The organism is Actinomadura craniellae, assembly GCF_003289645.1.
Lineage (GTDB): Bacteria > Actinomycetota > Actinomycetes > Streptosporangiales > Streptosporangiaceae > Actinomadura_D > Actinomadura_D craniellae.
The window spans coordinates 15,102-42,088 of the sequence record NZ_QLYX01000006.1; the positions used below are offsets into that span (position 1 = coordinate 15,102).

Here is a 26,987-nt window from a genome sequence, read left to right on the forward strand (position 1 = left end):
GGTCTCACCATATGAGAACGCATCAGCCTTGCCACCGCACCGGCGCCCCACCGCGCTGTGCCCCTCGGGGCGGGCATGGGTGACCTCGGGCTTCTCAAGATCTCGGATTTCCCGCAGGCCCCTGAAGTTCCCTCACGACTCAGTGGACCGGCCGAGTTTCTCTGCGAGGTGCTGTTCGGCGGGGGTGAGGTTGGTGGGTGGGGTGATGGGTTCGGGGGGTTTGCGGTAGGTGTGGCCGAGGGGGCTGGTCCAGAGGGTGGTGCCGCCTGCGGTGCGGGTGGTGGTCCATCCGGCGTCTTTGAGGTCGTGGCAGTAGCGGCATTTGGCGTCGGCGTTGTCGGGGGTGCTGGGGCCGCCATGGGCGTGCGGGACGATGTGGTCGATCTCGGCGCGGCGGGCAGGGACGCGACAGCCCGGCCCGCGGCAGGTGCGATCACGGGCGATGACGTAGGCCCGGTTCCGAGGGGTGAGGAAACGGCGCGGGTCTCGCCCGGTCGATTCCGCATGCTCACCGGGTGCAGCGGCCATCGGCTGGACGGCCGCCGGCCCAGTGGTCTGCCCCGTTCCGGCGCCCTGCCTGCTGGGCCCGCCCTCTGGTCCACCTCCTGGTCTGGCCCTTGGTTCGGCTCCTGGTCTGGCCCTTGGTCCGGTCCCTGGCCTGGCTCCTGGTCCGGCCTCTGGTTCAGCGCCGGTCCCAGCCGATTTCCCATGGGTTCCGGGGCTGTTCCTGGTCGGGGGCTCGGTCTGAGCGCTGGTTCCCGCCGCGCTGGTGGCTGGCGAACGGGCGGTACCGCCGAAGCCGACCGGTCCGAGGTGGGTGGAGCGGTGGTGGGCGGAGTCGGGAGCGGGGAGTACCGGGTGGCGGGCGAAGCCAGGAGTGGGGAGTACCGGGCGGCGGGCGGTGCCGTGGTACAGCAGTCCTCCGGTCAGGGGGTCGGCGATCGAGTAGGTCCAGACGGGGTTGCCGGCCTTGGCCGGCCGGTCGGCCATCTGACGTGTGATCTGGCGTGCGATGTCGGCGATGACGGGACCCCAGCCGGCCAGTTCCGCCGGGCGGTCGGCCAGGTCGAGCAGCGTGGGCAGGTCGGCGGTCAGCTCCATCACCCCGCGCCGGTGGACGGGGCCGGGACCGTCCCAGGTGCCCTCCAGCAGGCCGAGGTAGACGTCGGCGCGGATCTGGTCCATCGGCCGGGAGTCGCCGGCCTGTTTGGTCGCCCGGGCGATGGCGTCCACCCGTTCGAAGGCCGCCGCAGCCGCGCCCACCGGCAACTGGTACCCGGCCAGATACGCGGTGCCGTCGGAGTCGGTGCCGTGAACCAACCGGCGCTCGGTCACACCGAGCGCGTAGTTGTTCCTGGCGGTCTCGGGGTCGGCCGCCAGCGCCAGGCGGCGCACCCGATGAGCCAGTTGCCCGGTGGTCAGATCCGGTGCCTCCGGCAGTACCCGGGCGACCACCCGCCGGGCCAGGGGTTCGGTCAAAGTCCGGGTCTCGCGTGCCAGCACCTTCGCCCGGGGAACGTCGATCAGCCCGTCGCGCAGGGCGCGCCACACGGCCGGGAGGCGCTCGACCAGCAGCCAGGCGTCTTCCAGTGCCCCGCCCGCCGCCCGTCTGGTCAGCGTCAGTGCCGCCGCGATCTCCGCGGTGGCGAACTTCGGGAGGTCGCTGTCCCACACGCCGGGCAGGTGCGCGGTCTCTTCCCGCACCCGATCGGCCACCACGGCCATGTCCGCGTACAACCGCGCCTGCTCGTGGGCCACCTGGCGCGCCTGCGCCTGGAGCACCACCACCGTGTCGAACCCCGATAACCGCGACCGGTCGATTCCCGCCAGCATCGCCGCCAGCCGCGGCCCGGGCCGCATGCCCTCCAGCCCTTCCGGCAGGTGAACCCCGCGCTCGGGGAGCGTCTCCGACAGCATCGATCCCGCCTCCAGAAGATTATTCGAACATCTGTTCTAAGAGTAGCAGATTGATTGCACATAGCAACATTGGGCCGCTCTGGGCGGTGAGGCGGTCGTGAGGACGCTGGCAAGTACGGGTCCACCGAAGATGGTCACGCTCCCCCACAAGGCCACCTGTTCCGGTGCCTGCTCCACGGTCGTACGAACCGATCAGAGCGGTTGGAGGCCGTCTGCGGCGTCCTATGTCGGGGTGGGCCGTCAGGCGGGCAGTGGCTTGTGGGCGGCCGGCCAGTCGGCGGGAATGGAGCCGACGCTCCGTGGTGGGCTGCGATGACGCACCGACGATGGTGTCCATGTCGTCACCCGCCTGGGTGCAAAGCGCGTACGGCCGCCGCGTAGTCGTGCAGGTGGGTGGCTGCCGCCCACGGCGCGAACGGGATGGTGTCAGGAGCGCTGATCTGTGCGCGGCTGCCAAGCTCGGCGGCTTGTTCCGCGGGGCGTTCAGCAGGTCGAGCGTGCGCCGCAGCCCGTCGTGTACCTGGCCGAAGGGATGTAGGCGAGCACCTTCTCGACTAGTTTGCGGCTAGGCAGGCAATAGCCCGCGCAGCGCGGCGGAGTGGGTCGTGGCGGCCTTGATCGCGACTGCCCCGGCGATTCCCTTGAGGTGGTAGGGGTAACCTTGGCGGAGATGGTCGCCTCCACCGCCGCCCATGCCAGGTCGTTGTGGAATTACTCGCCCAGCGGTGTCACTGTTCTTGAACAGCGGAGGGCACGATCATCGTGCTGCTCGGTTAACCCGCTCAGCAACAATAGCCAGTGCCCGCGCCCATTCGCAGGAAGCCCAGGGAACGCATTTAATGCGGAGCGCGCTGGTGCGATCAGCGGACTTCGAGGGCGTACGGCTGGCCGGGATCTAGGATGAGTGTGTGCCCTATGGGGAGCGTGTCGACTGCTTCTCGTCCAGAAACCCCACTGTAGGGCACGTCGCCTGCGAAAATTCGAAGGGCGAGCGATGAGGAGAAAGCGGGAATTTTCTGAAAATTGGGCAGTGGTGCGCGTTCCTCACTTGAGAGGCAGTATACCTGGGCGTGGCGAAATTCCTCAATAAACGCGTTTTTCTGAGTCTGGCCGACATGGAGGGCGCGGGACGCACGTAGCAGGGGAAGGCTGGCTTCGTGTAGGTCGCGTGCCGGTAGCAAGGGGCCGCGCTGGTCGATATAAAGGTCGACGCCATCGGGAACTAGGCCGGCGAGTTCTTCTGCCGAGAGAGAGTACCATTCCTTGAAGTCGTCAGAATCGTCCCAGTCGAGCGCGCGAGGCCCTGTGGTCGAGATCCCCAGCCATATAAACTCATCAAGATCCCATGACGCCAGGGACCCGTCACCGCGTATCGGAGCCATCAATCGTGGAGCATCCAATAGCGCTTCCACGCTGGCGAGACGGCGGCGCCACAATTTGACTACCTTCTCTTGCCACTCTCGAGAACTTTCGCTTACGTCCCTAATTCGCTGCTCCGGTGGTGTTTCCCTTTCGTACCCGCGAACAAGGATATCTTTTCCCTGCTTTAGTGAGAATTGAATGTTGTGGTCCCCTGGGTATGGCTGGCGATGGTCGAACCCGCCGAAATATATGTCATCTGGGATCCCGTCCGGGAATGCTTCGCAGAAATTCAACATTCCGGAGAGCGGATTTCCGTCGTCAGGGTCATGGTCGGGATCGGGCGCCCGCCTTAGGTGCGCGCATGCGCGGCAAATATTTGCAGGCGGGATGATTGTGGTCATTATTTCCCCTTGAAGTGCTTGTCAATAAATTCACCGATGGTGGAGGCGATGGGGCGGGGTGAGGGACTAAGGAGCCACTCGGCAAACCCCTCGGCAAGCATTTCGCTGGGATTTTTCTTGCCGTAGGCCCCCAGGCCTTCGGCCAGTGATTTTATACCTTTTGGTATTCCCGCACTAAGGGAATGCTCGTCGACTGATATGCCGATCTTTTTGAATTCGAATGCAAGTTCTTTTGTTAGTGATGGGTTGGTCAAAATGCGATGTCCGATTTGATGGCCGAATTCGTGATAGATTGTCCCTTTGGCGGTCAAGCTCCCAGGAACCGACCACCCTTCCATTGCTCGATCAAGGGCAACGAAGTCTGTGGTTGCCTTGTTGGTGAAATTCCCCTGATTTAAGTAAATTCCCTGGGGGGCTGGTCCCTGGCGATCATTGATCGAGAAGCCCATCACGTTCGGACCGCTACTGGGGTCAATGGTACGCATCTCGTCCAAGTTCTGGATTCTGATGGTCTGCATGTCGCGGAAGATCGATGGGTAGTCGGCTGCAACTCGTTGAATCGCGCGGTGAAACCCTACGGCGTTGGCGGGGTCGATGGGGCGAGTGGTGAAGTCGACATGCACGCCGTATCGCTCGGCAATGCGTTGCGTGTCCTGTTCCACGCTACGTAGATCAGCTAGGGCCCTCTCGTCCAGCCCGTCGTGCTGCGGAAGGTCCTCCCGGGGTTCTTCGAAGACGTCAGGACCGTTGTCATCATGACTGCCTCCTCCCGGGAGGCGGTCTTCCGGGCCAGGTCCGGGTGGGAGTGGACTGTCGCCTCCGTTGCCGGGGGGTGGGTCGTGGGAGGCGTGGGGGTCGGGGCGGCCGCCGCCGACGAGGGCCGGTTCGCGGGCCGGTTCGTAGAGGTCGGCGAGTTGGCGGTCGAGGTGGAGGAACTGGTCCTCGAAGCCGTGTTCGTCGTCGAGTTCGTCGACGATCTCCTCGAACCGGCGCTGGAGTTCGGCGAGTGTGGGTGGGCGGTCCGGGGAGCCGGCCGGGTCGCCGTCGAACAGGTCGTCGGGGGGTTCCGGTTCGGGGGCGTGGTCGCCGCGGGTCTTGCGGAGGTTGAGCAGGGCCTTGATGCCGCTGGCGCCGCCCGCGGCCATTCCGGCGACGCTGAGCAGGCCGGTGGTCACGACGTAGCCGGGACGGTCGTCCCATTCACGCCAGGGGACCATGGCGTGGGCGAGTTCTTTCCAGTTGGAACCGGCCGTGTCCAGGCCCTGCCAGCCCCAGCCGTACTCGCCGTGGAAGCCGGTCAGGCCGCCGATGCCGGTGATCACGCCGCCCCAGGCGTCGGTGATGTTGTTCCACCAGTCGCCGAAGCTGTTGAACCCCGTCATCATGCCTTCGGAGTTGTTGAGGCCGAGCATGGCGCCCGCGTCGGTGAAGATGCCGCCGATGAAGTCGGTGAGGCCGTCGCCGACGTCCTGCCACCAGGGTTTGTCCTGGCCGGTGGCGTTTCCCCAGGGGGTGCGGATGCCGTCCAGTTTGGTGCGGGGGTCGGTGTAGGTGAAGCGGGTGCCGCCGACCAGGGCGGAGATCTTGTTGGCGCAGGCGGCCTCGTCCTCCTTGTGGGACAGCACCGTGTGGGCCACCGCGCGGACCAGGCCGTCGTTCTCCTCGGCCAGGTCGGCATCCTCGCGCCAGTTGTCATTGCCGGCGATCTTCGCGCGGAAGGCCGTCGCCGAGCGCTTGAGGTTGTGGAACCGCTGCAGGTTGTACTCGGCCTGCTCGGCGAACTCGACCAGCGCGCCCCCCGCCGCGGTCGCCGCGCGCCGCACGTCCTCGCCGGCGGCCGCGACCGGTTTGGTCGCGGCGAACAGCAGGCCCTCCTCGGGGGCGTTGTAGAACGCCTTCAGGCCCTGCCAGGCGGCGTGGATGTCGTGGCCGGTGTCGGCGATCCGGGCGCCGTCGGTTTTGAGCGCCTTGGCCCGGGCGCGCACCTCGCCGGGGTTGACCTTCGGGATCGGGATCGCGTCCGGGTCGATCGCTCCGTGGGTCACCGGCGGATCCTGGGCGCGGGGGCGTTCACGGCGTTGCGTTGCGCCTCGGCGGCCATTTCCAGGTCGGCCGCCAGGTAGGCCTTGGTGGCTTTCACCGCGCCGGTGACGCAACTGCCGGTCTTGGTGCCCATCTGGCCGATGGTCTTGCCGTAGCCCTCCAGGAACTCGCCCAGCGCCTTGGCGATCACCGGGCTCTGTGCGGCCAGCGCGGCGCCCTTGACGTCCGCACCGAACTTCTTGGCCTCGCCGGCCAGGCCGCCCGCGCCGACCACCTGTTCCTTGACCCGGCCCAGGACCGTCGCCACCCCGTTCGGCCTGATGTACCAACCCGTCATGAGCGCTCCTCGATCGCGTCGGCCGTGCTGGACGAGAACCGGTCGGGACGGAAATTGCCGGGCGGGCGCTGCCGGGAATCGGGTTCCCGGTTCGCCACCAGGGCGGATAACTCGGCCACCGCGCTTTCCAGTTGGCCGGCGGTGGCCGCGAAATCCGTTTCGGTGCGCAGCGCCGCCGCCTCCAGCCGCGCCATCGGATCGGGCTCGGCGGGTTCGGCGGGTTCGGCGTCGATGGGCGGCCGGTCGGCCGCCATGCCGCTGCGGGGCTGATGGATCAGCTCGAACTTCATGTGTCGGATCCCGTGCCGGTGCCGCGCGCGAGGGCGCGTTCATCGAATCCCGTCACCGGCATTATTCACATGATCCGACAATTCGGCTATTGCTTTACAGCCGGTCATAAATGCAGATAGGGGATATTCTGGTACGGAGTGGCCAGGTCCTCGCTGGTCAGCGGCGGGACGGCCGGTCCAGGCCGGGGTTCAGCCGGTCAGCGTGGTGTGCCAGTCGGGGTCGGCGGTGACGACCGTGAGGCGCTGGGTGGCCCGGGAGACCGCCACGTACAGGACGCGCAGGCCGCGCGGCGACTGGGCGGCCACCGTCTCGGGGGAGACGATGACGGCGGCGTCGAACTCCAGACCCTTGGCCTCCAGCACGTCCAGCACCTGGACCCGCTCCGGCAGCCCGGCCGCCAGCTCCGCCCGCTCGGCCGGACCCCAGCCGGGCCCGGAGAACAGATCGGCCTGGCCGTCCCGGGCGAGCGGGACGATGACGCCGACCGTGCCCTCCACCTGGGACAGCAGCTTCTCGGTCGCCGTGCGCGCCGCGGCGAGCGGGTCGGCGGCGACCTCGACGACCGGCGGGTGGCCGGAGGCGCGGACCGCGCGGGCGGGTCGGGCGGACGGCACCGCCAGCGCCAGCACCCGGGTCGCCACGGCGGCGATCTCGATGGAGTTGCGGTAGTTGGTGGTGAGCTCGTACTCGTGCCGACGGCGGCTGCCCAGCGCCTTGTCCATCGCCTGCCGGGCGGCGTCCAGGTCCTCCCAGGCGCTCTGCGCGGGGTCCTCGACCACGGTCCAGGTCGCCTGCCGGCCCCGGCGGCCGAGCATCCGCCACTGCATCGGCGCCAGGTCCTGCGCCTCGTCCACCACGATGTGCGCGTACTCGCGGCGCTCCTCCAGCACACCGTCGTCCACCCGGCGCGAGCGCTCCAGCCGCTCGATCGAGGTGGACAGCTCGCGCAGCCCGGGCCGCCACTCGCCGGTCTCCTCGCCCGTGATCACGTTGACGCCGTCGACCACGTACGGGTCGTCGTCCTCGGACTCGGCACGGGCGACCCGCGGCGGCGGGCCCAGCAGGGAGTCGAGCTCGTCCAGCAGCGCCACGTCCAGGTAGGTGACCTCGCCGCCGCGGAAGGAACCGGCCACCCGGTCGATCTCGTCCCGGGACAGGTCGCGGCCGGCGGCGCGGCGCAGCCGGGCGGTGTCGCCGAGCGAGCGCAGCACCTCGGCCGGCCGCCGGACCGGCCACCACGCGGCCAGGAAGTCCTCGAAAGTCCGCTGGTCGCGGACGTTCGCGGCGAACTCGGCACGCTTGACGGCCCCGTTCTCGTCGCCGCCGATCTCGACGAACCGGTTCCACAGCGCGTCCACCAGCGCCTGCCCGGCCCGCTTGCGCGCCGCGTTGACCGCGCCGTGCCCACGCCGGTGCATCTCGCGGCGGACCCGGTCGAGCGCGCCCCGGTCCAGCCGGACGACCACGCCGGCGTGCACCACCCGCAGCTCGTCGGGCGCACCCGGCGGGTGGTCGGCGACGGCCCGGCGCAGCACCCGGGCCATCTTGCCCGAGCCCTTGACGCGGGCCAGCGCGGGCGGGTCGTGCGCGGTGGCGGAGGCGCCCTCGACCAGTTCGCCGAGGGAGCGCAGCGCGGCCGACTCCTCGCCGAGCGACGGCAGCACCCGCTCGATGTAGGAGGTGAACCGCCGGTTGGGGCCGACGATCATCACGCCTCGGCCGCCGAACCGGCGGCGGTGCCGGAACAGCAGGTAGGCCACCCGGTGCAGGGCCACCGCGGTCTTGCCGGTGCCGGGACCGCCGCGGACCAGCACCGAGCCGTCGGCCGGTGCCCGGATCACCTCGTCCTGCTCCCGCTGGATGGTGGCCACGATGTCGCGCATGGCCCCCTCCCGGGTGCGGGCCAGCGAGGCCAGGAAGGCGCCGTCGCCCACCACGGTCAGGCCGTCGGCCGCGGCCGGGTCGAGCAGGTCGTCCTCGATGTCGATCACGGTGTGGCCGCGCGAGTGCAGCACCCGGCGGCGGATCACCTCACGCGGGTCCTCGGGGGTGGCCCGGTAGAACGCCTCGGCCGCCGGGGCCCGCCAGTCGATCACCAGCGAGTCGTGGTCGCGGGTGCGCACACCGATCCGGCCCACGTAGCGGATCTCGCCGCCGGTCAGGTCGAGCCGGCCGAAGACCAGCCCGTCGTCGGCGACGTCCAGCGCCTGCGCGCGCAGCGCCGCCTGGTGCACCATGGCGTCCCGGTCGACCAGCGACGCCTTGGTGCCTGCCAGCGACTGCCGGAAGCCCTCGCGCAGCATTTCCTGGGCGTCGGCGCGCATCTCGTCCAGCCGCCGGTACGCCACATCGACGTACCGCTGCTCGGCGGCGATCTCCTGGTCCTTGACCGGGGACGGCATGCAAGGGGCTCCCTCGTGCGGCGAAAATCCCAGCTTATTCGGCGCGGGACGACACCGAACCGATCTTCTTCAGGACTCCAGTTCGGCCTTGATCCGGGCCAGTGTCGCGCGCATGCCCCGCCGGTTCGCCGCGACCCGGGCGGCCGGCGGCATCCCGGTGACGACGCGGCCCAGCAGGGAGACGAGCCGCGCGCCGCGGTGCTCCCGGCGCAGGTCCTCCCAGTACTCGGTGAGCCGGGTCGTGGCGCCGTCGCCGATGCCCTCGACCCGGTAACCCCACAGGGCCACCGGGATCCCGAAGCTGGCGACCCGGAAGGCGAACACCTCGTCCGGCACCGCCGCGCTCACCCGGCAGTTGGTGAACCACACCCGCCAGCGGACCCGGTTGAACCCGACGAACTTCGTCCCGGGTTCGACCGTCCGCCCGCGCAGCCACACCGCGAAGCACTCGGGGCTGCGCGCCCCGATCCGCCGCAGGTCCGTGACCGCCTCGTACACCTGCTTGGGCCCGGCCTCGACGACCACGCTCTCCTCGATCACCCACTCGCGTTCCATGGACGGGATCATCTCCGGTCAGCGCAGGTGGGCGAAAGAGCGGGCCCAGTCGGCGAACCAGCCGGCGAACCAGGGCTCGGCCTCGGCCAGCGGCAGGATGTAGGTCACCGTCTCGGCGTAGTACCGGCGCTGGAAGTCGGCCGGCATCCGGTCCAGCGTCTGCACGTTGCTCGCCCGGTCGGCGAGCTTGACCCGGATCGCCGCGGGCGGAGCCTCGCGCAACCGGCGCAGGTAGGCGGCCCGGGCGGCGCGCTTGTCCTGCCGCCCGGACCCGGTGGGGGGCTTGGTGACCCAGTCGACGAGTTCCGCCACCACGGGGCCGAACGCGCCTTCCACCTCGGCGACGGTGGCCGGGGTGTCCTCGACCACGTCGTGTAGCAGCGCCGCGGCCAGCGTCTCGGCGTCGGTCTCGCCGGCCCCGCGGGCCAGGACCTCCAGCGCCTCGAACAGGTGCTCGGCGTAGGGCGCGCCGGTGGGCCGCCGCTGGTCGCCGTGCCAGCGCAGCGCCGCCTCGACGGCCCGGTCGAGCAGGTCCACGTCCGTCACTTCGGCGAGTTCGGGCCGGGCCGAGTCCCAGCGGTGCCAGGAGGTGAAGAGCTCCATACGCGCAGCCTGCTGGACGATTCAGGTCGAGCGCAACCGACCGGCGGGCCGGGTCGCGCGGGCTCACGGCACACGGCATGGTGGAGGGAGGCGAAAGGCGCCGCGACGGGCGGGCGAACAGGAGGAGAGCGTGGCCGGGAGCCGGCATCGGATGGCGCTCGGGCTCGTGGCCGGCGTGCTGGCCGTCACCACGACCGGAGTGCTGATCGACCGGTTCGTGCTCCAGGCCGAGTGGTGGCAGGTCGAGCACTCCGTCACCGCCGTCCCCGCCTGGCCGATGGCGGGCGTCGGCCCGCCGCCCGGCCCGCTGACCGACGCCTGGCAGCGGGTGACCCCGGTGCACCGGGACCGGTCGTCGCCCTACGACCAGGTGGCGCACGCCCTGGTCGCCGGGCGGCTGGTGACGGTCTCGGGGGTGGGGCTCGACGTCCGCGACGCGCACGGCGGCGACGCGCGCTGGCACTACCGGCGCGACGGGTGGACGCTGCTCGGCTGGGCGGCCACCGGCGGGGTGCTGGCGGCCTACCTGGAGCGTGCGGGGAGCGCGGACGAGCGGATGCTGGTGGGCTTCGACGCGGTCACCGGCCGGCTGCTGTGGCGGCGGCCGGGCGAGCGGCCCGCCGCGCCGGCCCGCCCCACGCTGCGCTGGCCCGCCGGCTCCGGCGTGGTGCTCACCGCCGACGGCGAGCGCCGGACCCTGTACGGGCTGTCGGCGGTCACCGGGACCCGGCGCTGGACGCTGCCGCTGCCGGCCGGCTGCCGGCTGCCCGAGTCCGCCGCGCAGGCGTCCGGCGGGGACGAGGAACTGGCCGCGCTGGCGCTCGACTGCCCCGGGCGGGCCCGGATGCTGGCGCTGGACCCCGGCCGCGGCCGGGTCCGCTGGAGCCACCCGCTGAAGACGGCGGGACGGCCCGAGGTGACGGTCCGCGGCGACGTCACGACCGTGTCGGACGGCGGCGCGCTGCGCGGCTACGACGGCACCGGGCGGGAGTTCGCCACCCGCCCCGGCGAGGACGTGTGCGGCGACGCCCCGTGCCCCGTCGCGGTCGCCGACGGCCGCCTGGTCGTGGTCTACCGGACCGGCACGCACGGCCGGACCCGACGGATCGAGGCGATCGACGTCCGCTCGGGCCGCTCGCTGTGGCGCCGGGACCTGCCGGGTGCGCCCGGGTACGCGGCGCTGGCGCTGGCCGGGGGCCGGCTGTACGGGCTGCGGCCCCGGCTGGCCGAGGACCTGCTGCCGGCCGGGGTCGACGTGATCGACCCCGCGACGGGCGAGGCGGCGACGGTGCCCGTCCCGTTCGCGGTGGACCCCGGGCTGGACGGCGCCCGGCCGTGGCTGGCGGCGGCCGGGGGCCTGCTGTACGCCGCGGTGCCGCAGGCCGAGCCCCGCCCGGGCGGCGGGGTCCGGCTGGTCGCGCTGCGCGGCGCGGCCGGCGGCCCGGGCCCGGTGGAACTCGGCGGGACCGCGGCCGCCGACTGGCCGGACGCGTGCCGGCTGCTGCCGGAGCGCGGCCCGGCCGTGGCCCGGTTCGGCTCGCACCGGCCCCGGCCGCGCCGCGCCGAGGTCGGGGACGTCGCCCTGCCCCGCCCGGTGAGCTGCACGTACCGGCTCGACCACGGCCCGTCCCCGACTCCGACTCCGTCCCCGACCCGCACGCCGGAACCCGGCCGCACGCCCGGTGCGGAGTCCGCGCCCGCCGGCACGCTGACGGTGACGGTGAAGTGGGTCTCCGCGGACGCCGGGTCCGCGGCCGCGCTGCTGTCCGCGCTGCGCGCCACCCAGCCGCGGGCCCGGGCCCGCGACGACATCGGCGGCGACGAGGCGTACGAGCTGGGCTCCACCGCCGGGATGATCGCCGTCCGGGTCGGCCGGCACGTCGTCGCGGTGAACGCCTCGGGCTCGCCCAGCGCGGCGGCGCCCGTGGCGCGCGTCGTCGCCGCCGGCCTGCGGCAGCCCCCGCAGGCCCCCTGAACGGACCTCGGGCGGCCCGGGACTCCGGTGGGCACCACGCCGATGCGCCTGGCGGAGGCCATCCCGCAGGCCCCCGGGACTCCCGGCAGGCCGGTGGGGTGGCTCCCGGCAGGCTCCTAGGCGGCCCAGGACTCCAGCTGGGCGACGAACCGGTCGGCCTGGACGGGCCAGTGGAAGCGGGCCCGGGCGATCTCGTAACCGCGCTTGGCGAGGTCGGTGCGGAGCGTCGGGTCGGCGCGCAGCTTGCGGACGGCGTCGGCCGCCGCACCGGGGTCGCCGTACGGGACGACCAGCCCGCAGCCGCCCGGCTCGATGATGTCGACGGCGGGCGGGTTGGGGGTGCTGATCACCGGGATGCCGCGGGCCATGTACTCGATGACCTTGGTGGGCATGGAGTGCCGGTAGTTGGGTTCGTCGTGCAGCAGCGACAGCCCGGCCATGGCGCCCTCGGCGATGCGCAGCGCCCGGTCGTTGGGGACGAACCCGTACCAGCGCAGCACCCCCTCGCGCTGGGCGTCGCGCAACTGCGGCCGGACGTCCGGGTCGGCGGCGCCGATCAGCTCCACCGTGACGCCCTCGGGCTGCAACTGCCGGGCGAGCTCGATCATGTCGAGCCCGCCGCGGGCGAGGGAGATGTTGCCCACGTAGATCACCCGGCGGTCGTCCGGCGGGCCGGGCGGGGTGTCGGAGACGTAGGTGGTGTTGGGCACCACGGGGTGGTCGCCGGCGAACCGGTCCCGGTAGCCCTCCTCGGCGAGCAGCAGCCGGTGCCGCCGCTCGGTCCGGTTCTCCAGCCGCCGGACGGCGGGACGCAGCAGCGGGCGCAGCGGGCCGGGCACCCAGCCCTTGGCCGACAGCGCCGCCGCGGTGTCCTCGTGCACGTCCCAGACCACGGTGCGGCGGCGCACCGCGCGGGGCAGCCCGACCAGCAGCTCGGGGTCGTGCAGTAGCACGACGTCGGCGTAGGCGGAATGCTCGACCAGCGCCCGGTGGGCGGCGCGCAGCGCCTGCAGCCGGTGCCGCCCGACGGCGCGCGGGACGTCGACCGGGCTGACGTTCCGCCACGGCGTCACATTGCAGGCCCGGAACGGGGCTATGTAAGTGACTTCGTGGCCCGCGTCGAGAAGCGCGCGAATTTGCCGGTGCAGAATCCTGGCGTCTTCAGGATGGTGCACGATCGTGCAAACACAGACACGCATCTTCCTCGCTCCGGAGACGGGACTTTTCACCACCGTGGATCTTTGGTCCGCCAGGGAAAGAACTGATGAATTCCAGTCGTCCATGCGGTGGACTCCCTGTGCACTCTGGCCCGGGGGCGGCGGTCCGAAGTCACGTGTTCACAGCAGTTCGACGGCCTGGCCGGCGGCGGAGCGGGTCCGGCCCCGGGTGTCGAACAGCAGCCGGGCGTGGGCGGTGAGGGTCGCCGGGTCGTAAGCGGTGTGGTCGGCCAGCACGATCGCCAGGTCGGCGCCGGCGAGCGCCGCGACGAGGTCGTCGCCCGCGTTCGGCACCGCCGCACCGTCCACCTCCCACGCGTCCACGTACGGGTCGTGGAAGCTCAGGCCCGCGCCCAGCCGGAGCAGCCTGCGGGCCACCGGCCGGGCCGGCGACTCACGCTGGTCGGCGATGTCGGCCTTGTAGGTGACGCCGAGCAGCAGCACCCGGGCGCCGTTGAGCGCACGGCCCTCGCGGTTGAGCAGCTGCTGGGCGCGTTCCACCACGTAGCGCGGCATCCGGTCGTTGATCTCCTGGGCCAGCTCCACGAACCGGAACGGGTAGCCCAGGGACCGCACCTTGTAGGACAGGTAGTTGGGGTCGATCGGGATGCAGTGCCCGCCGACCCCGGGGCCCGGCCGGAACGCCTGGAACCCGAACGGCTTGGTCGCGGCGCAGTCGATCGCGTCCCACAGGTCGATGCCGAGCTCGTTGCAGAACACCGCCATCTCGTTCACCAGCGCGATGTTGACGTGCCGGTAGGTGTTCTCCAGCAGCTTGGCCATCTCGGCCTCGCGGGTGCCCTTGGCCTGCACGACCTCTTCCACGAACTTGCCGTAGAAGGCCGCCGCCGCGGCCGCGCAGACCGGGGTCAGCCCGCCGACGATCTTGGGCGTGTTGCGCACCCCGTACACCGGGTTGCCCGGGTCGATCCGCTCCGGCGAGAAGGCCAGGTGGAACTGCTCGCCGCCGACCAGGCCGGACGTCTCCAGGATCGGCCGGACGATCTCCTCGGTGGTGCCCGGGTAGGTGGTGGACTCCAGGACCACCAGCGTGCCCGCGGACAGGTGCCGGGCGACGGTCTCCGACGCGCCCCGCACCGCGGTGAGGTCCGGCCCGCCGTCCGCCGACAGCGGCGTGGGCACGCAGATCACGACGGTGCGGGCGTCGTCGAGGACGCTCTCGTCGAGGGTGGGGACGAACCCGGCCGCGAGCATTTCCCGCACCTCGTCGGCGGAGACGTCGTCGACGTGCGACCGGCCCGCGGCCAGCCCGTCGACGACGCGCGCGTCACGGTCGAGACCACCGACCCGCAGTCCGGCCCGGACGGCCTCCCGCACCAACGGCAGCCCGACGTATCCCAGGCCGATGACCACCAGATCCATCCGGTGGCTCCTTTCGAGAGCGATCCCCCTGAACGGTGTCCGGCCGGAGCCTCACGAGGCGGCCCCCGGCCGGTCGGCGCCGCGGTAGGCCTCGCGGTACCGGGCCGCGACGGCGCGCCAGGTGCGCTCCGCCCGAACCCACTCGCGGGCGGCCTGCCCGATTTTTCGGCGTCTTTCCGGACTGTAAATCAGCTCAGATAGCGCTCCGGCCCATGCTTCCGGGTCTTCGGGCAGAGTTAACGTTCCGGTCATTCCGGGTTCCACAATTTCACGCAGTGCTTTGACATCACTTGCTATTACTGGGATACCTCCGGCCATCGCCTCGATCGGCTTCAGGGGCGTGACCAACTGACAGACCCGGTCCGCCCGGCGGGGGACGGCGAACACATCGAGGACGGCTTGGTAATGACGGACGGACGACGGGGGAACCCGGCCGGGGAACAGGGCGCTGACGCCGTGCCCGGCGGCACGCCGCTCCAGCGCGCCCCGCTCCGGCCCGTCACCGACCAGCAGCAGCGTGACCGGGGTGCCCCGGTCACGCAGCAGCGCCGCCGCGTCGATGAGCGTGTCGATGCCCTCGTAGCCGTAGAACGACGACGTCAGCCCCACCACCACCGCGCCGGGCGCGATGCCGAGCCGGTCGCGCAGCGGCCCCGGGTCGGGCAGCGGGGCCAGGAACGCCTCGTCCACCGCGTTGGGCACCGTGATGATCTTCGCCGGGTCGATGCCGCGCTCGGCGATCTCGGCGCGCATCGCCTCGCCCAGCGTGACCACGGTGTCGGCCTCGGCCATCCGGCGGGTCTCCAGCTCCCGGGTGAGCCGGTAGAAGTCGTCGTCGGGGGAGTGCCGGGGGTCCCGCGACAGCCACGAGTCCTCCAGGAAGCCCCGCACCTCGTACACCACCGGCAGCCCGTAGCGGCGGCCCAGCTCCACCGCCACCGCGGCGTTCAGGTGGTTGCTGACCGCGTGCAGCACCGCCGGGCGCAGCTCCTCGACCAGGCGGGCCGCCAGGTCCGCGCCCTTGGCGACCGCGTGCACCGGGTCGCGGGCCGGCAGCCAGGGCAGCAACCGGTGGTAGGGGACCCCGTCGACCTCGACGTACGGGCGGGCGTCCAACGACCCCTGCGCGACGGGGTGGCCCATCCGGGACACCACGTGCGGGTCGAACCCGTCGGCGCGCAGCGCCAGCGCGATGCGGTGCGTCCGCACGGTGTACCCGGCGTTGGTCGCGGGCAAGGCGTTCGTGACGAATTGGAGAACGCGCCTATCATCGGCCGCCGGGTGCGTGGCCTCGTTCCGGGTTCGGGCCGGAGCGTTGAGAAGGGCGCGCAGGTCGGCGGCCTCTTTGGCCGGGTTGCGGGGCTTGGGGACGGCGAGTTTGCCCAGGCGGCCGCGGCGCAGGCGGGCCGGGGCGACGCGCAGGAACAGCCGCAGCGCCAGCAGGAGGGCGCGGCGGGGGTCGTCGGCTATCTGGCGCCAGGCGATACCGGTCAGGTGGACGACAGCCCTGGCACGCTGCCGTGTCTTCGTGAGCACGGCGGGTCAGCGTAGACATCCGTGATGAACAGAAGGGAAATAGTGTTGGCTTCCAATGGTGCCCCGGCGGGGGCGCATCGCCTCCTCGTCCATGTGCTGGGCGCTCGGCCGAACTTCGTCAAGGCCGCCCCGGTGATCGACGCGCTCCGGGCGGCAGGGGCCGACCAGGTGGTGATTCACACCGGTCAGCACTACGACGAGCGGATGTCGGACATCTTCTTCCGTGACCTGGGCCTACCCGAGCCCGACGTCAACCTCGGGGTCGGCTCCGGCGGTCATGCCGAACAGACCGCCGCGCTCATGGTCGGGCTCGACCGGGAGTTCACTGAGCGTTCACCCGCACTCGTCATCGTGTACGGCGACGTGAACTCGACGATCGCCGCCGCCCTGGTCGCGGCCAAGCTGCACATCCCGGTCGCCCATGTGGAGGCCGGGCTGCGCAGCTTCGACATGACCATGCCCGAGGAGGTCAACCGCCGGCTGACCGACCAGCTCTCCGAGCTGTGCTTCGTCACCAGCCCCGAGGCGGTCGGGCACCTGGCGGCCGAGGGCGTCGCGGTGGACCGGGTGCACTTCGTCGGCAACCCGATGATCGACACCCTGCTCGGGAACCTCGGGAAGTTCGACACCGAGGCCGTGCGCGCCGCGTACGGGCTGCCCGAGCGGTACGTCCTGGCCACCATGCACCGGCCCGCCAACGTCGACTCGCCCGAGACCGCGGCGGCGCTGGTCAACCGGCTGCACGGCGTCGCCGACCTGGCCGACCTGGTGATGCCGGTGCACCCGCGCGGCCGGGCCAACCTGCTGGCCGCCGGGCTCGCCGACCACCCGCGGGTGCGGATCCTCGACCCGCTGGGCTACATCGAGTTCGTCGCGGCGGTCCGCGGTGCCGCCGCGGTGGTCACCGACTCCGGCGGCATCCAGGAGGAGACCACGGTGCTCGGCGTGCCGTGCCTGACCGTCCGGCCCAACACCGAGCGGCCGATCACCATCACGCACGGCACCAACCGGCTCGTCACGTTCGACGAGCTCGTCCCGGCGACCCGCAAGGCGCTGGAGTCGGCCGGCCGGACCGAGTCCCGCACCCCGCCGCTGTGGGACGGCCACGCCGGCCCCCGCATCGCCGAAGTGATCACTACCAGCCTGAACCGGTGGGAACATTGAACGACGCCAGAGCCGCCCGCCAGGCCGCCCGGCTGCGCGCCGCGCTGCGCGAGCGCGACGCGCGCATCCAGGAGCTCGAACAGCGGCTGATCGCCCTGGAGAGCTCGACGACGGTGCAGGTCGGCCGGCTGGTCGCCGGGGCGGCCCGGCGGCCGGGCCGGCGTACCGCGCGGCTGCCGCGCGAGCTGTACCGGCTGTGGCGGCGGCGGCACGACCCCGCCCCTTCGGCGACCCGCCGGGAGAGTGAGCGGCTCCAGCTCGACCAGCTCGACCGGCCCGAGGACCGGCTGTTGAAGGCCGACCCCTACACGGGGTTCGCGGTCGCCGGGCTGTTCTCCCCGGCCGGCCTGGCCGAGCTGGACGGCACGGCCCGGGTGACGCCGCTCTACCCGCACGATGCCGCGTCGGTGCTGGAGGCGGCCGACGTCGACCTGCTGGTCGTCGACGCGGCGGCGGGCGCCCCCGGCGGCCCCTGGGCGTACCTGGGCGTGCCCGGCATGTACGACCGCGAGAAGGCGCTGGTGAACGTGCTGGAGATCGCCCGGTCCCGGAACCTGCCGGCCGTGCTGTGGGGCGAGTCGCCCCCGCCCGCCCTCGCCCGCCTCGACTGGGACCTGACCGTCCCGTCCCTGGGGGTCGACGACCTGGCCGAGCGGCTGGGCCTGACCCCCGTCCACTGAAGTCCGGAAAGGAAAGTCCACGTGCGATCACGTGCCCTCGTCTACGGAGACGTCGATCTCAACCTGATCGACGGCTCGGCGATCTGGGCCCAGGGGGTGGTGCAGGCGCTCGCGCTGGCCGGCTGCGAGGTGACCCTCGTCCTCAAGGCTCCGGTCCGCACCGGACGGCTGGTGGATCCGCTGGCCGCGCTGCCGAACGTCACGGTGCGCCGCCCGCACGAGGAGGGCCTGGTCACCGCCGACCGCGGGATGACCCCCAAGGAGGCCGTCGCGGTGCTGACCGCGATGGACGCCGAGCAGCCCTACGACCTGATGGTGGTCCGCGGCCGCCGGATCGCCGGGAAGCTGGCGGCCGGGCCGTTCCAGGGCCGGCTGTGGACCTACCTGACCGACGTGCCGCAGTCGGCCGGCGAGTTCGACGGCGGCGCCCACGGTGAGCTGACCCGCATCGCCAAGGCGTCCCGGATCCTGCTCTGCCAGACCGAGGAGCTGCGCGGCTTCCTGGAGAGCGCGGTGCCCGCCGCGGCGGGACGTTGCGTGCTGTTCCCGCCGGTCGTGGTGCTGCCGGCCGGGCTGGAACCGCCTGAGCGCACCCCGCCCGCCGGCCGGGCGCTGCGGCTGGTGTACACGGGCAAGTTCGCGCCCCGCTGGAACACCTACGAGATGACGTCGCTGCCGCGGCTGCTGGCCGCCCGCGGGGTGGACGCCGAGATGCACATGGTCGGCGACAAGATCCACGAGGATCCGGCCGACCCGGGCTTCGCCAAGCGGATGCGCACCGCGCTGGAGACCGCCCAGGGCGTCATCTGGCACGGCGGGCACCCCCGGGCGGAGGCGATGCGGCTCACCGCGGGCTGCGACGTGGGCGTGTCGTGGCGGCACCCCGAGCTGGACGCCAGCCTGGAGCTGTCGACCAAGGTCCTGGAGTGCGGGGCGCTGGGCGTGCCCGTGGTGCTGAACCGCACGCCCATGCACGAGCGGCTGCTCGGCGCCGACTACCCGCTGTTCGCCTCCACCGAGGAGGAGGTGGTGAATGCGCTGACCGGTACCGCCCAGGACCCGGCCGAGTACGCGCTGGCCGTGCGGCGCTGCCGGGCGGCGGCGGCCGAGTACACCCTGGAGGCCGCGGCCGAGCGGCTGCGCGCCGAGCTGCACCGGACGTTCCCCGAGCCGTCGGAGGCCGTGCGGGCGGCGGCGGGCGCCCGGGGTGGTGGCGGCCGGGCGCTGCGGGTCGGGGTGGCCGGGCACGACCTGAAGTTCTTCACCCGGCTGCTCGACTACCTGAAGTCCCGGCCGGACATGGAGGTCAGGGTCGACCACTGGGCCGCGCTGAAGGTGCACGACCCCGAGCGCAGCCAGGAACTCGCCGACTGGGCCGACGTGATCGTCTGCGAGTGGTGCGGGCCGAACGCCATCTGGTACGCCCGCAACAAGCGTCCCGGGCAGCGGCTGGTGGTCCGGCTGCACCGGTTCGAGCTCTACTCCGGCTGGCCCAACCGGCTCGACATCGACGCGGTCGACGAGGTGGTCTGCGTCAGCCCGCACTACGCCGAGCTGACCCGCAAGATCACCGGCTGGCCCGCCGACAAGATCACGGTGGTGCCCAACTGGGTCGACGACCGCCAGTTCGACCGGCCCAAGCTGGCCGGGGCGCAGCACCACCTGGGGATGATCGGCATCGCGCCGTCCCGCAAGCGGCTCGACCTGGCGCTGGACGTGCTGGCGGAGCTGCGCCGGGAGGACCCCCGGTTCACCCTCTTCGTGAAGTCCAAGCTGCCCTGGGACTACTGGTGGATCTGGCAGCGCGAGGAGGAGCGCGCCCACTACGAGGAGGTCTTCCGGCGGATCCGGCGGTCGCCGGTGCTGGCGGGCGGCGTGGTCTTCGACGCCTACGGCCGGGACGTGGCCGCCTGGCTGCGGCGGATCGGCTTCGTGCTGTCGACCAGCGACGACGAGAGCTTCCACCTCGCCCCGGCCGAGGGCATGGCGGCGGGCGCGGTCCCGGCGCTGCTCGCCTGGCCGGGCGCCGACACGATCTACGACCCGCGGTGGATCCACGCCGACCCGGGCGCGATGGCCGCCTCGATCGCCGCCACCGTGCGGGAGGGCCGCTGGGAGGAGGAGCGCCGGCTGGGCCGCTCCCAGGTCCGGGAGGCGTACGGGCTGGACGGCGTCTGTGACCAGTGGACCGGCCTATTGGCGCGGTGACGTGCAGGTATGAGTTCGGCTAGTATGTCCCCTCCGTACCGGTCGTATTAACAAGAAACGAACCGGTGTGTCCGGATAAGTGAATTTATCCGGGAATACAGCTATGTACAGCTGTTTGGCGGGCCCCGGAGACGAGTCGAGGCGTCACCGGTTCAGCCTGCGTCACCCACCCCACGGAGGAGCATGGCTGTGCCCGACTCAACCCAGGAAACGATCCCCGCCGCACGCCCGATCATCGGGGAGGCGGAGATCGAAGCCGCCGTACGAGTGCTGCGCAGCGGCCGGGTGGTGCAGGGACCGGAGGTGGCGGCCTTCGAGGAGGAGTTCTCCGGCCTGGTGGCCGGCCGGCACTGCGTGGCCGTCAACTCGGGGACCTCCGCGCTCCAGCTCACCCTGCTGGCCCTGGGGATCGGCCCGTCCGACGAGGTCGTGGTCCCGTCGTTCTCCTTCGCGGCGAGCGCCAACGCGGTCCGCCTGGTGGGCGCCGAACCGGTGTTCGCCGACATCGAGCCGGGCAGCTTCTGCGTGGACCCCGCCGCGGTCGAGGCGGCGATCGGCCCCCGCACGGCGGCGATCATGCCGGTGCACCTGTACGGGCACCCGGCCGCGATGGAGCGGATCCAGGCGATCGCGGACCGGCACGGCCTCGCCGTGGTCGAGGACGCGTGCCAGGCGCACGGCGCGGAACTGGCCGGGCGGCCGGTCGGGGCGTTCGGCACGGCGGGCTGTTTCAGCTTCTACCCCACCAAGAACATGCACGCGCTGGAGGGCGGGATGGTCACCACCGCCGACCCGGCCCTGGCCCGCACCCTGCGGTTGCTGCGCAACCAGGGCATGGAGCAGCGCTACGCCAACGAGATCGTCGGCGCCAACATGCGGATGACGGATGTGGCCGCCGCCATCGGCCGGGAGCAGTTGAAGCGGCTGCCCGAGTGGACCGAGCGGCGCCGGGCGAACGCCGCCGTCCTGGACTCGAAGATCACCTCGGTGGAGACGCCGCCGGTGGCGGCGGGGGCCCGGCACGTCTACCACCAGTACACGGTGCGGATCGCCGGGGACCGGGACGCCGCCCAGCGGCACCTGGCCGACCGGGGCGTGCAGAGCGCCGTGTACTACCCCACCCCGATCCACCGGTTGCTGCCCTACCTGGGGGCCGACGGGAAGCCGGGATGGGAGCTGCCGGAGACCGACCGCGCGGCGGCCGAGGTGCTGTCGCTGCCGGTGCACCCCACGCTGACCGGGGACGACCTCGGCCGGATCGCCGATGCCGTCAACGGCCTGGCGGACGCCCGATGACCGGCGTGGCCACCGGGGAACGGACGCTGCGCGCCGGGCTGGTCGGGCTCGGGGTGATGGGCCGCAACCACGCCCGGGTGCTGTCGGCGCTGCCGGGGGTGGAACTGGTCGGGATCGTCGACCCGGCCGAGAACGGGGAGGCGGGGCGCTGGGGGGTGCCCGTCCTGCCGGAACTCGGGAAGCTGCTGGCCCTGGGCGTCGACTACGCGGTGGTGGCGTCCCCCACGGGGCTGCACGAGGAGATCGGCCTGGAACTGGCCGCGGCCGGGGTGGGCGCGCTCGTCGAGAAGCCGCTGGCCGACTCGGTCGAAGCCGCGCGGCGGCTGGTGGCGGCGTTCGAGTCGCGCGGGCTGGTCGCCGGAGTCGGGCACATCGAGCGGTACAACCCGTCCCTGCAGAGCCTGCGGGCCCGGCTGGAGGCGGGCGAGCTGGGCGAGGTGTACCAGGTGGTCACCCGCCGGCAGGGGCCGTTCCCGCACCGGATCGCCGACGTGGGCGTGGTCAAGGACCTCGCCACCCACGACATCGACCTGACCTGCTGGGTGACCGGCCAGGAGCACGTGTCGGTGTCGGCCCGCAAGGTCTCCAAGAGCGGCCGGCCGCACGAGGACATGGTGGCGGTCGTCGGGCAGCTCAGCGGCGGAGCGATGGTCAACCACCTGGTCAACTGGCTGAGCCCGTTCAAGGAGCGGTCGACGGTGGTGACCGGCGACCGCGGCTGCTTCGTGGCCGACACGCTGACGGCGGACCTGACGTTCTACGCCAACGGGGCCGGCAGCACCGAGTGGGAGGCGTTGCGGGCGTTCCGGGGTGTCTCGGAGGGGGACATGGTCCGCTACGCCATCCCCAAGCGGGAGCCGCTGCTGGTCGAGCACGAGCGGTTCCGGGACGCGGTGCTCGGCGTCCGCGACGACATCGTGACGCTCCGGCAGGGGTTGCGGACCGTGGAGATCTCCGCGGCCATCCTCGAATCGGCCGACCAGGGAGTCACTGTTTCGGTACCTTCGCCCGATACGTATAGCGAGCAGATGAATTGGGGCGTTTGAATGTCGGATGACCGCGCTTCCGGTCGGCGTGGTTCCCGCGGCCGTGTGGTGATGCTCGTCGACAACACGGTGCACGGGGACTCCCGGGTGCAGAAGTCCGCCCGGGCCGCCGCCGCGGCCGGCTGGGAGGTGATCCTGCTCGGGCGGTCCCCCGACAGGAAAGAGCGCACCTGGCACATCGGCGCGGCCGAGGTCCGCCACCTGCCCGTCCCCAGGCCGCTGATGAAGCGGCGGTACGAGTTCCGCCGCGCCCCGCTGCGCCGGCCGCTGGCCTACCCGCCCGGCCCGCTCGCCGGATACCGGCGGCAGCGGATGAAGGCGTGGCGGGCGGAACTGGCGCAGCGGGGCAAGGCCCTGCAACTGGAGGCGGCGCAGGGCCGGCCGAAGTGGTCCGTGCTGGCCGCCCGGGCCCGGCTGGTCGTCCCCCGGATCGCCGCACGGGTGCTGAGCCGTTGGGTGACGCTGCGCGCCCGGCAGAGCGACGCGCTGAAGCGGCGGCGGGCGGAGCTCGACTCCCCGTTCGACCGCTTCGTCCTCCGGTTCTGGCAGTCGCTGCTGGGCGACCGCGCCTGGCGCAGGCTCGACCCGCACCTGTGGGACTACGAGCTGGCGTACGGCAAGGTCATCGACGAGCTGCGACCCGACCTGATCCACGCCAACGACTTCCGGATGCTGGGCGTCGGCGCCCGCGCCACGGTGCGCGCCCGCGCCGCGGGCCGGCCGGTCAAGCTGGTCTGGGACGCGCACGAGTTCCTGCCGGGCATCAAACCGTGGAACGACAACCCGCGCTGGCACCCCGCCCAGTGCGCCCACGAGCGCGAGTACGCCCCCTACGCCGACGCCGTCCTCACGGTCTCCGAGACCCTCGCCGACATGCTGGCCGAGCACCACGGGCTGCGGGAACGACCCGACGTGATGCTGAACGCCCCCGAACAGGCGGAGACCGTCTCCCGGCCGGACGTCCCGGACCTGCGCGACCTGTGCGGGATCGGGCCGGACGTCCCGCTGGTGGTCTACAGCGGTGCCGCGGCGCCGCAGCGCGGGCTGGACATCATGATCGAGGCGCTGCCCGGGCTGGCGGGCGTGCACGTGGCCCTCGTGGTGCTCAAGCCCGACGGCGAGTACGTCTCCGGGCTGCTCGACCGGGCCGCGGAACTCGGGGTCGCCGACCGGGTGCACGCGCTGCCCTACGTCCCCTACGACCAGGTGGTGCAGTTCCTGTCGGCGGCGGACGCCGGCGTCATCCCGATCCACCACTGGCCCAACCACGAGATCGCGCTGATCACCAAGTTCTTCGAGTACTCGCACGCCCGGCTGCCGCTGGTGGTCAGCGACGTGAAGACCATGGCCGGGGTGACCCGCTCGACCGGTCAGGGCGAGGTCTTCACCGCCGAGGACGTCGATGACTACGCGCGCGCGGTCCGTGCCGTGCTGGCCGACCCGGAGCGCTACCGGGCCGTCTACGACACCCCCGGCCTGCTGGACGGCTGGACCTGGGAGTCGCAGGCCGAGGTGCTCGACCGGGTCTACGCCCGGCTGTTGCAGGCGGGCCCCCGGCCGGTGACCGAGCTACCGCCCGGCGCCGGGCAGGGCGGCCCGCGGGAGACCGAGGCCGCGGAGGCCGCGCTATGACCACTGTGACCCAGACCCCCGACGTGAGCGTCGTCGTCGCCGTCTACAACACGATGCCCTACCTCACCGAGTGCCTGGACTCCCTGGTCGGGCAGAGCATCGGGCTGCCGCGGCTGGAGATCATCGCGGTGGACGACGGCTCGACCGACGGCAGCGGCGAGGAGCTCGACCGGTACGCCGAGCGGTACCCGGACACGGTGAAGGTGCTGCACCAGCCCAACTCCGGCGGGCCCGCGACCCCGAGCAACCGGGCGCTGGACCAGGCCACCGGCCGGTTCGTCTACTTCGTCGGGGCCGACGACCGGCTCGGCCCCGAGGCGCTGGAACGGCTGGTACGGGCGGCCGACGAGCACGACTCCGACATCGTGATCGGCAAGATGGTCGGCGCGGGCGGCCGGTACGTCCACCAGGCCCTCTTCACCGAGACCCGGCCGGAGGTGACGTTCACCGACTCGGCCCTGCCCTGGACGCTGTCCAACTGCAAGCTGTTCCGGCGGGAACTGGTGGAACGGCACGGGCTGCGCTTCCCCGAGGACATGCGGGTCGGCAGCGACCAGCCGTTCACCATCGAGGCGTGCTTCCGGGCCCGGCGCGTCTCCGTGCTGGCCGACTACGAGTACTACCACGCGGTGCGCCGCGCCGACTCCGGCAACATCACCTTCGCCAGCACCCAGCAGGCGCACCTGGACTGCGCGGAACGGCTGCTGGAGTTCACCGCCGGCCTGCTCCCCCCGGGGCCCGCGCGGGACGCGATCGCGGTCCGGCACTTCACCTGGGAGGTCGCCAAGCCGCTGCGGACGGAGTTCCTGGACTACCCGCCCGACGAGCAGGAGAAGCTGGTCGCCCGGATCCGCGACCTGTCCGACCGCCACCTCACCGAGGCGATCCGGGCGGCGATCGACGTCAGGTGGCGGGTGCGGCTGTCCCTGGCGCAGCGGGGGGCGATGGACGACCTCAAGGAGGCCATCCGGCAGGACGCCGAGGGCGCCGGACCGCCGATCGTCCTGGCGGCGGGCCGGGCGCACCTGCGCTACTCGGGTTTCGGTACGGAAAGCCCGGAGTACCCCGACGCCTGGTTCGTGGCCGACGGCGACCTGGCGGGCCGCCTCGGCCAGGGGCTCGGCGTCTCGTCGCTGGCCTGGCAGGACGGCGAGGGCAAGCCCGTGCTGGCGGTGACCGCCCGGCTCCCGCTCGCCGGGGAGGGCGCGCTCGACCCCGCCGTCGTCCGGGCCGGGGTCGTCCCGGTGCCGGGCCGGCACGTGCCGGCGCCCCGGCGGCTGGACGTCCCCCCGGAGATCGAGCCGGTGCGGCAGGTCACCTGCACGCCCGCCCCGGACGGCACGGGCACCGACGTCCGGATCGGCATCCCGGTGGCCCCGCTCATCGAAGCCCAGGCCGACCGGCCGGGCCGGTACTCGGTGCGGCTCTACGTGGTGGTGGGCGGCGCGACCTACGAGGTGCCGCTGCCCATGGCCGGCTTCCCGCCGCAGCTGCGCCGCTGGTACCGGGCCCGCCCCTACCGGGTGTCGGTCATGGAGAACCCGAAGGGCAGGTTGCTGATCGCCATTGCCCCGATCCGGGCGTCCCGGGTCGTGCGGCAGCGGTTGCGGCGCCTGGTCCCCGCCGCCAGAAAGGAAATGAGCAGCTCGTGAACATCTGCGTCGTGGCGCTGGGCAAAATCGGCCTGCCGCTGGCCGTGCAGTTCGCCGCCAAGGGACACCGGGTGATCGGCGCCGACGTCGACGGGGAGACGGTGCGGCTGGTCAACGAGGGGACGCCGCCGTTCCCCGGGGAGGCCGACCTCGACGTCAAGCTCAAGCGGGCCGTCCAGGCGGGGCTGCTGTCGGCGACCACCGACACCGCCGCGGCGGTGGCGGAGTCCGAGGCGGTCGTGGTGGTGGTGCCGCTGTTCGTGGACGCCGCCGGAACGCCCGACTTCGGCTGGATGGACTCGGCGACCCGGGACATCGCCCGGGGACTGCGCCCGGGAACCCTGGTCAGCTACGAGACCACCCTGCCGGTGGGGACCACCCGGACCCGGTGGGCGCCGATGCTGGAGCAGTGGTCCGGGCTCACCGCCGGCACCGGCTTCTCGCTGGTGTTCAGCCCCGAGCGGGTGCTGACCGGCCGGGTCTTCGCCGACCTGCGCCGCTACCCCAAGCTCGTCGGCGGCATCGACGAGGGCTCCGCCCGCCGGGGCACGGAGTTCTACGCGGCGGTGCTGGACTTCGACGCCCGCGACGACCTGCCCCGCCCCAACGGGGTGTGGGACCTGGGCTCGGCCGAGGCGGCGGAACTGGCCAAGCTCGCCGAGACCACCTACCGGGACGTCAACATCGGCCTGGCCAACCAGTTCGCCCGGTACGCCGACACCGTCGGCGTCGACGTCACCGCGGTGATCGAGGCCTGCAACAGCCAGCCCTACAGCCACATCCACCGGCCGGGCATCGCGGTCGGCGGGCACTGCATCCCGGTCTACCCGCAGATGTACCTGTGGAACGACCCGGCCGCCACGGTGGTGCGGGCCGCCCGCGAGGCCAACGTCGCCATGCCGGGCTACGCCGTGGACCTGCTGGCCGCCGCGTACGGGGACCTGTCCGGCGCCGGGGTGCTGGTGCTCGGCGCCGCCTACCGGGGCGGGGTCAAGGAGACCGCCTTCTCCGGTGTCTTCCCGCTGGTCGAGGGGCTCCGCGCCCGCGGGGCCGTGCCCTACGTCGCGGACCCGATGTACACCGCCGCGGAACTCGCCGCCCTCGGCCTGCCGCCGCACGCGGGGGAACCCGTCACCGCCGCCGTCGTGCAGGCCGACCACGTCGAGTACCAGACCCTCGCCCCCGCCGACCTGCCGGGCGTGCGGGTGCTGGTCGACGGGCGGCGCGTCACCGACCCGGCGCGCTGGACCGGGGTGCGGCGGGTCGTCATCGGCGGCTGATCGTGCC

20 protein-coding genes are annotated in these 26,987 nt (G+C 72.3%); 9 read left to right on the top strand and 11 right to left on the bottom strand.

From position 1 onward, the window contains the following. Positions 1-132 precede the first annotated feature (132 nt). The 8 genes from DPM19_RS14580 to DPM19_RS14615 form a co-directional block, all read right to left on the bottom strand. The gene (locus DPM19_RS14580; protein WP_111867627.1) at positions 133-1,917 is read right to left on the bottom strand and encodes an HNH endonuclease signature motif containing protein; all 1,785 of its coding nucleotides are present in this window, start codon (positions 1,915-1,917) and stop codon (positions 133-135) included. An 860-nt stretch (positions 1,918-2,777) separates the two neighbouring features. After that, positions 2,778-3,680, bottom strand: a complete 903-nt coding sequence (locus tag DPM19_RS35715) for an SseB family protein (RefSeq protein ID WP_199485093.1) — start codon at positions 3,678-3,680, stop codon at positions 2,778-2,780. Continuing rightward, a complete protein-coding gene (locus tag DPM19_RS14590) occupies positions 3,680-5,725 on the bottom strand; it encodes a hypothetical protein (protein ID WP_111867630.1) in 2,046 nt (681 codons plus the stop codon). Before DPM19_RS14590 ends, DPM19_RS35715 begins: the two co-directional genes overlap by 1 nt. Next, the gene (locus tag DPM19_RS14595; protein WP_111867632.1) at positions 5,722-6,060 is read right to left on the bottom strand and encodes a DUF6507 family protein; all 339 of its coding nucleotides are present in this window, start codon (positions 6,058-6,060) and stop codon (positions 5,722-5,724) included. Before DPM19_RS14595 ends, DPM19_RS14590 begins: the two co-directional genes overlap by 4 nt. Further along, on the bottom strand, positions 6,057-6,350 hold the full coding sequence (locus DPM19_RS14600) for a hypothetical protein (protein ID WP_111867635.1): 294 nt from the start codon (positions 6,348-6,350) through the stop codon (positions 6,057-6,059). The genes DPM19_RS14595 and DPM19_RS14600 overlap by 4 nt, the downstream gene beginning before the upstream one ends. A 189-nt stretch (positions 6,351-6,539) precedes the next feature. Further along, positions 6,540-8,753 (bottom strand): HelD family protein, encoded by a 2,214-nt coding sequence (locus DPM19_RS14605; RefSeq protein WP_111867638.1) that lies wholly within the window; start codon positions 8,751-8,753, stop codon positions 6,540-6,542. Between the two features lie 69 nt (positions 8,754-8,822). Beyond that, positions 8,823-9,308, bottom strand: coding sequence for an SRPBCC family protein (locus DPM19_RS14610; RefSeq protein ID WP_111867641.1), 486 nt, complete (start codon positions 9,306-9,308; stop codon positions 8,823-8,825). An 18-nt stretch (positions 9,309-9,326) separates the two neighbouring features. After that, positions 9,327-9,911 carry an HD domain-containing protein gene (locus DPM19_RS14615; protein WP_111867643.1) on the bottom strand — a complete coding sequence of 195 codons (585 nt, stop codon included), beginning with the start codon at positions 9,909-9,911 and terminating at the stop codon, positions 9,327-9,329. Positions 9,912-10,062: 151 nt separating this feature from the next. On the opposite strand from DPM19_RS14615, the gene DPM19_RS14620 reads away from it, so the two are divergent. Further along, positions 10,063-11,886 (top strand): outer membrane protein assembly factor BamB family protein, encoded by a 1,824-nt coding sequence (locus DPM19_RS14620; protein ID WP_111867646.1) that lies wholly within the window; start codon positions 10,063-10,065, stop codon positions 11,884-11,886. A 116-nt stretch (positions 11,887-12,002) separates the two neighbouring features. Here DPM19_RS14620 and DPM19_RS14625 read toward each other — a convergent pair whose 3' ends face one another. The 3 genes from DPM19_RS14625 to DPM19_RS14635 form a co-directional block, all read right to left on the bottom strand. Beyond that, positions 12,003-13,085 carry a glycosyltransferase gene (locus DPM19_RS14625; RefSeq protein WP_111867649.1) on the bottom strand — a complete coding sequence of 361 codons (1,083 nt, stop codon included), beginning with the start codon at positions 13,083-13,085 and terminating at the stop codon, positions 12,003-12,005. A 138-nt stretch (positions 13,086-13,223) separates the two neighbouring features. Next, the gene (locus DPM19_RS14630; protein ID WP_111867651.1) at positions 13,224-14,486 is read right to left on the bottom strand and encodes a nucleotide sugar dehydrogenase; all 1,263 of its coding nucleotides are present in this window, start codon (positions 14,484-14,486) and stop codon (positions 13,224-13,226) included. A gap of 51 nt (positions 14,487-14,537) precedes the next feature. Continuing rightward, complete coding sequence (locus DPM19_RS14635; protein ID WP_199485094.1) at positions 14,538-16,022, bottom strand: glycosyltransferase family 4 protein; 1,485 nt, start codon at positions 16,020-16,022, stop codon at positions 14,538-14,540. 24 nt (positions 16,023-16,046) lie between these two features. On the opposite strand from DPM19_RS14635, the gene wecB reads away from it, so the two are divergent. The 8 genes from wecB to DPM19_RS14675 all read left to right on the top strand — a co-directional run bounded on the left by wecB (position 16,047) and on the right by DPM19_RS14675 (position 26,980). Next, a complete protein-coding gene (gene wecB / locus DPM19_RS14640; RefSeq protein WP_111867654.1) occupies positions 16,047-17,186 on the top strand; it encodes a non-hydrolyzing UDP-N-acetylglucosamine 2-epimerase in 1,140 nt (379 codons plus the stop codon). Beyond that, positions 17,183-17,866, top strand: coding sequence for a hypothetical protein (locus tag DPM19_RS14645; RefSeq protein ID WP_111867657.1), 684 nt, complete (start codon positions 17,183-17,185; stop codon positions 17,864-17,866). Before wecB ends, DPM19_RS14645 begins: the two co-directional genes overlap by 4 nt. A gap of 21 nt (positions 17,867-17,887) precedes the next feature. Next, positions 17,888-20,074: a glycosyltransferase gene (locus tag DPM19_RS14650; RefSeq protein WP_111867659.1), complete on the top strand. Its 2,187-nt coding sequence runs from the start codon at positions 17,888-17,890 to the stop codon at positions 20,072-20,074. Positions 20,075-20,263: 189 nt separating this feature from the next. Continuing rightward, positions 20,264-21,370 (top strand): DegT/DnrJ/EryC1/StrS family aminotransferase, encoded by a 1,107-nt coding sequence (locus tag DPM19_RS14655; RefSeq protein ID WP_233510159.1) that lies wholly within the window; start codon positions 20,264-20,266, stop codon positions 21,368-21,370. Next, a complete protein-coding gene (locus DPM19_RS14660) occupies positions 21,367-22,416 on the top strand; it encodes a Gfo/Idh/MocA family protein (protein WP_111867667.1) in 1,050 nt (349 codons plus the stop codon). Before DPM19_RS14655 ends, DPM19_RS14660 begins: the two co-directional genes overlap by 4 nt. Before the next feature lie 51 nt (positions 22,417-22,467). Then, the gene (locus DPM19_RS14665) at positions 22,468-24,048 is read left to right on the top strand and encodes a glycosyltransferase family 4 protein (RefSeq protein WP_111868382.1); all 1,581 of its coding nucleotides are present in this window, start codon (positions 22,468-22,470) and stop codon (positions 24,046-24,048) included. Continuing rightward, positions 24,045-25,700, top strand: coding sequence for a glycosyltransferase family 2 protein (locus DPM19_RS14670; RefSeq protein WP_111867670.1), 1,656 nt, complete (start codon positions 24,045-24,047; stop codon positions 25,698-25,700). The genes DPM19_RS14665 and DPM19_RS14670 overlap by 4 nt, the downstream gene beginning before the upstream one ends. Then, positions 25,697-26,980, top strand: a complete 1,284-nt coding sequence (locus DPM19_RS14675; RefSeq protein WP_111867672.1) for a nucleotide sugar dehydrogenase — start codon at positions 25,697-25,699, stop codon at positions 26,978-26,980. The genes DPM19_RS14670 and DPM19_RS14675 overlap by 4 nt, the downstream gene beginning before the upstream one ends. The last annotated feature ends 7 nt before the right edge of the window (positions 26,981-26,987 follow it).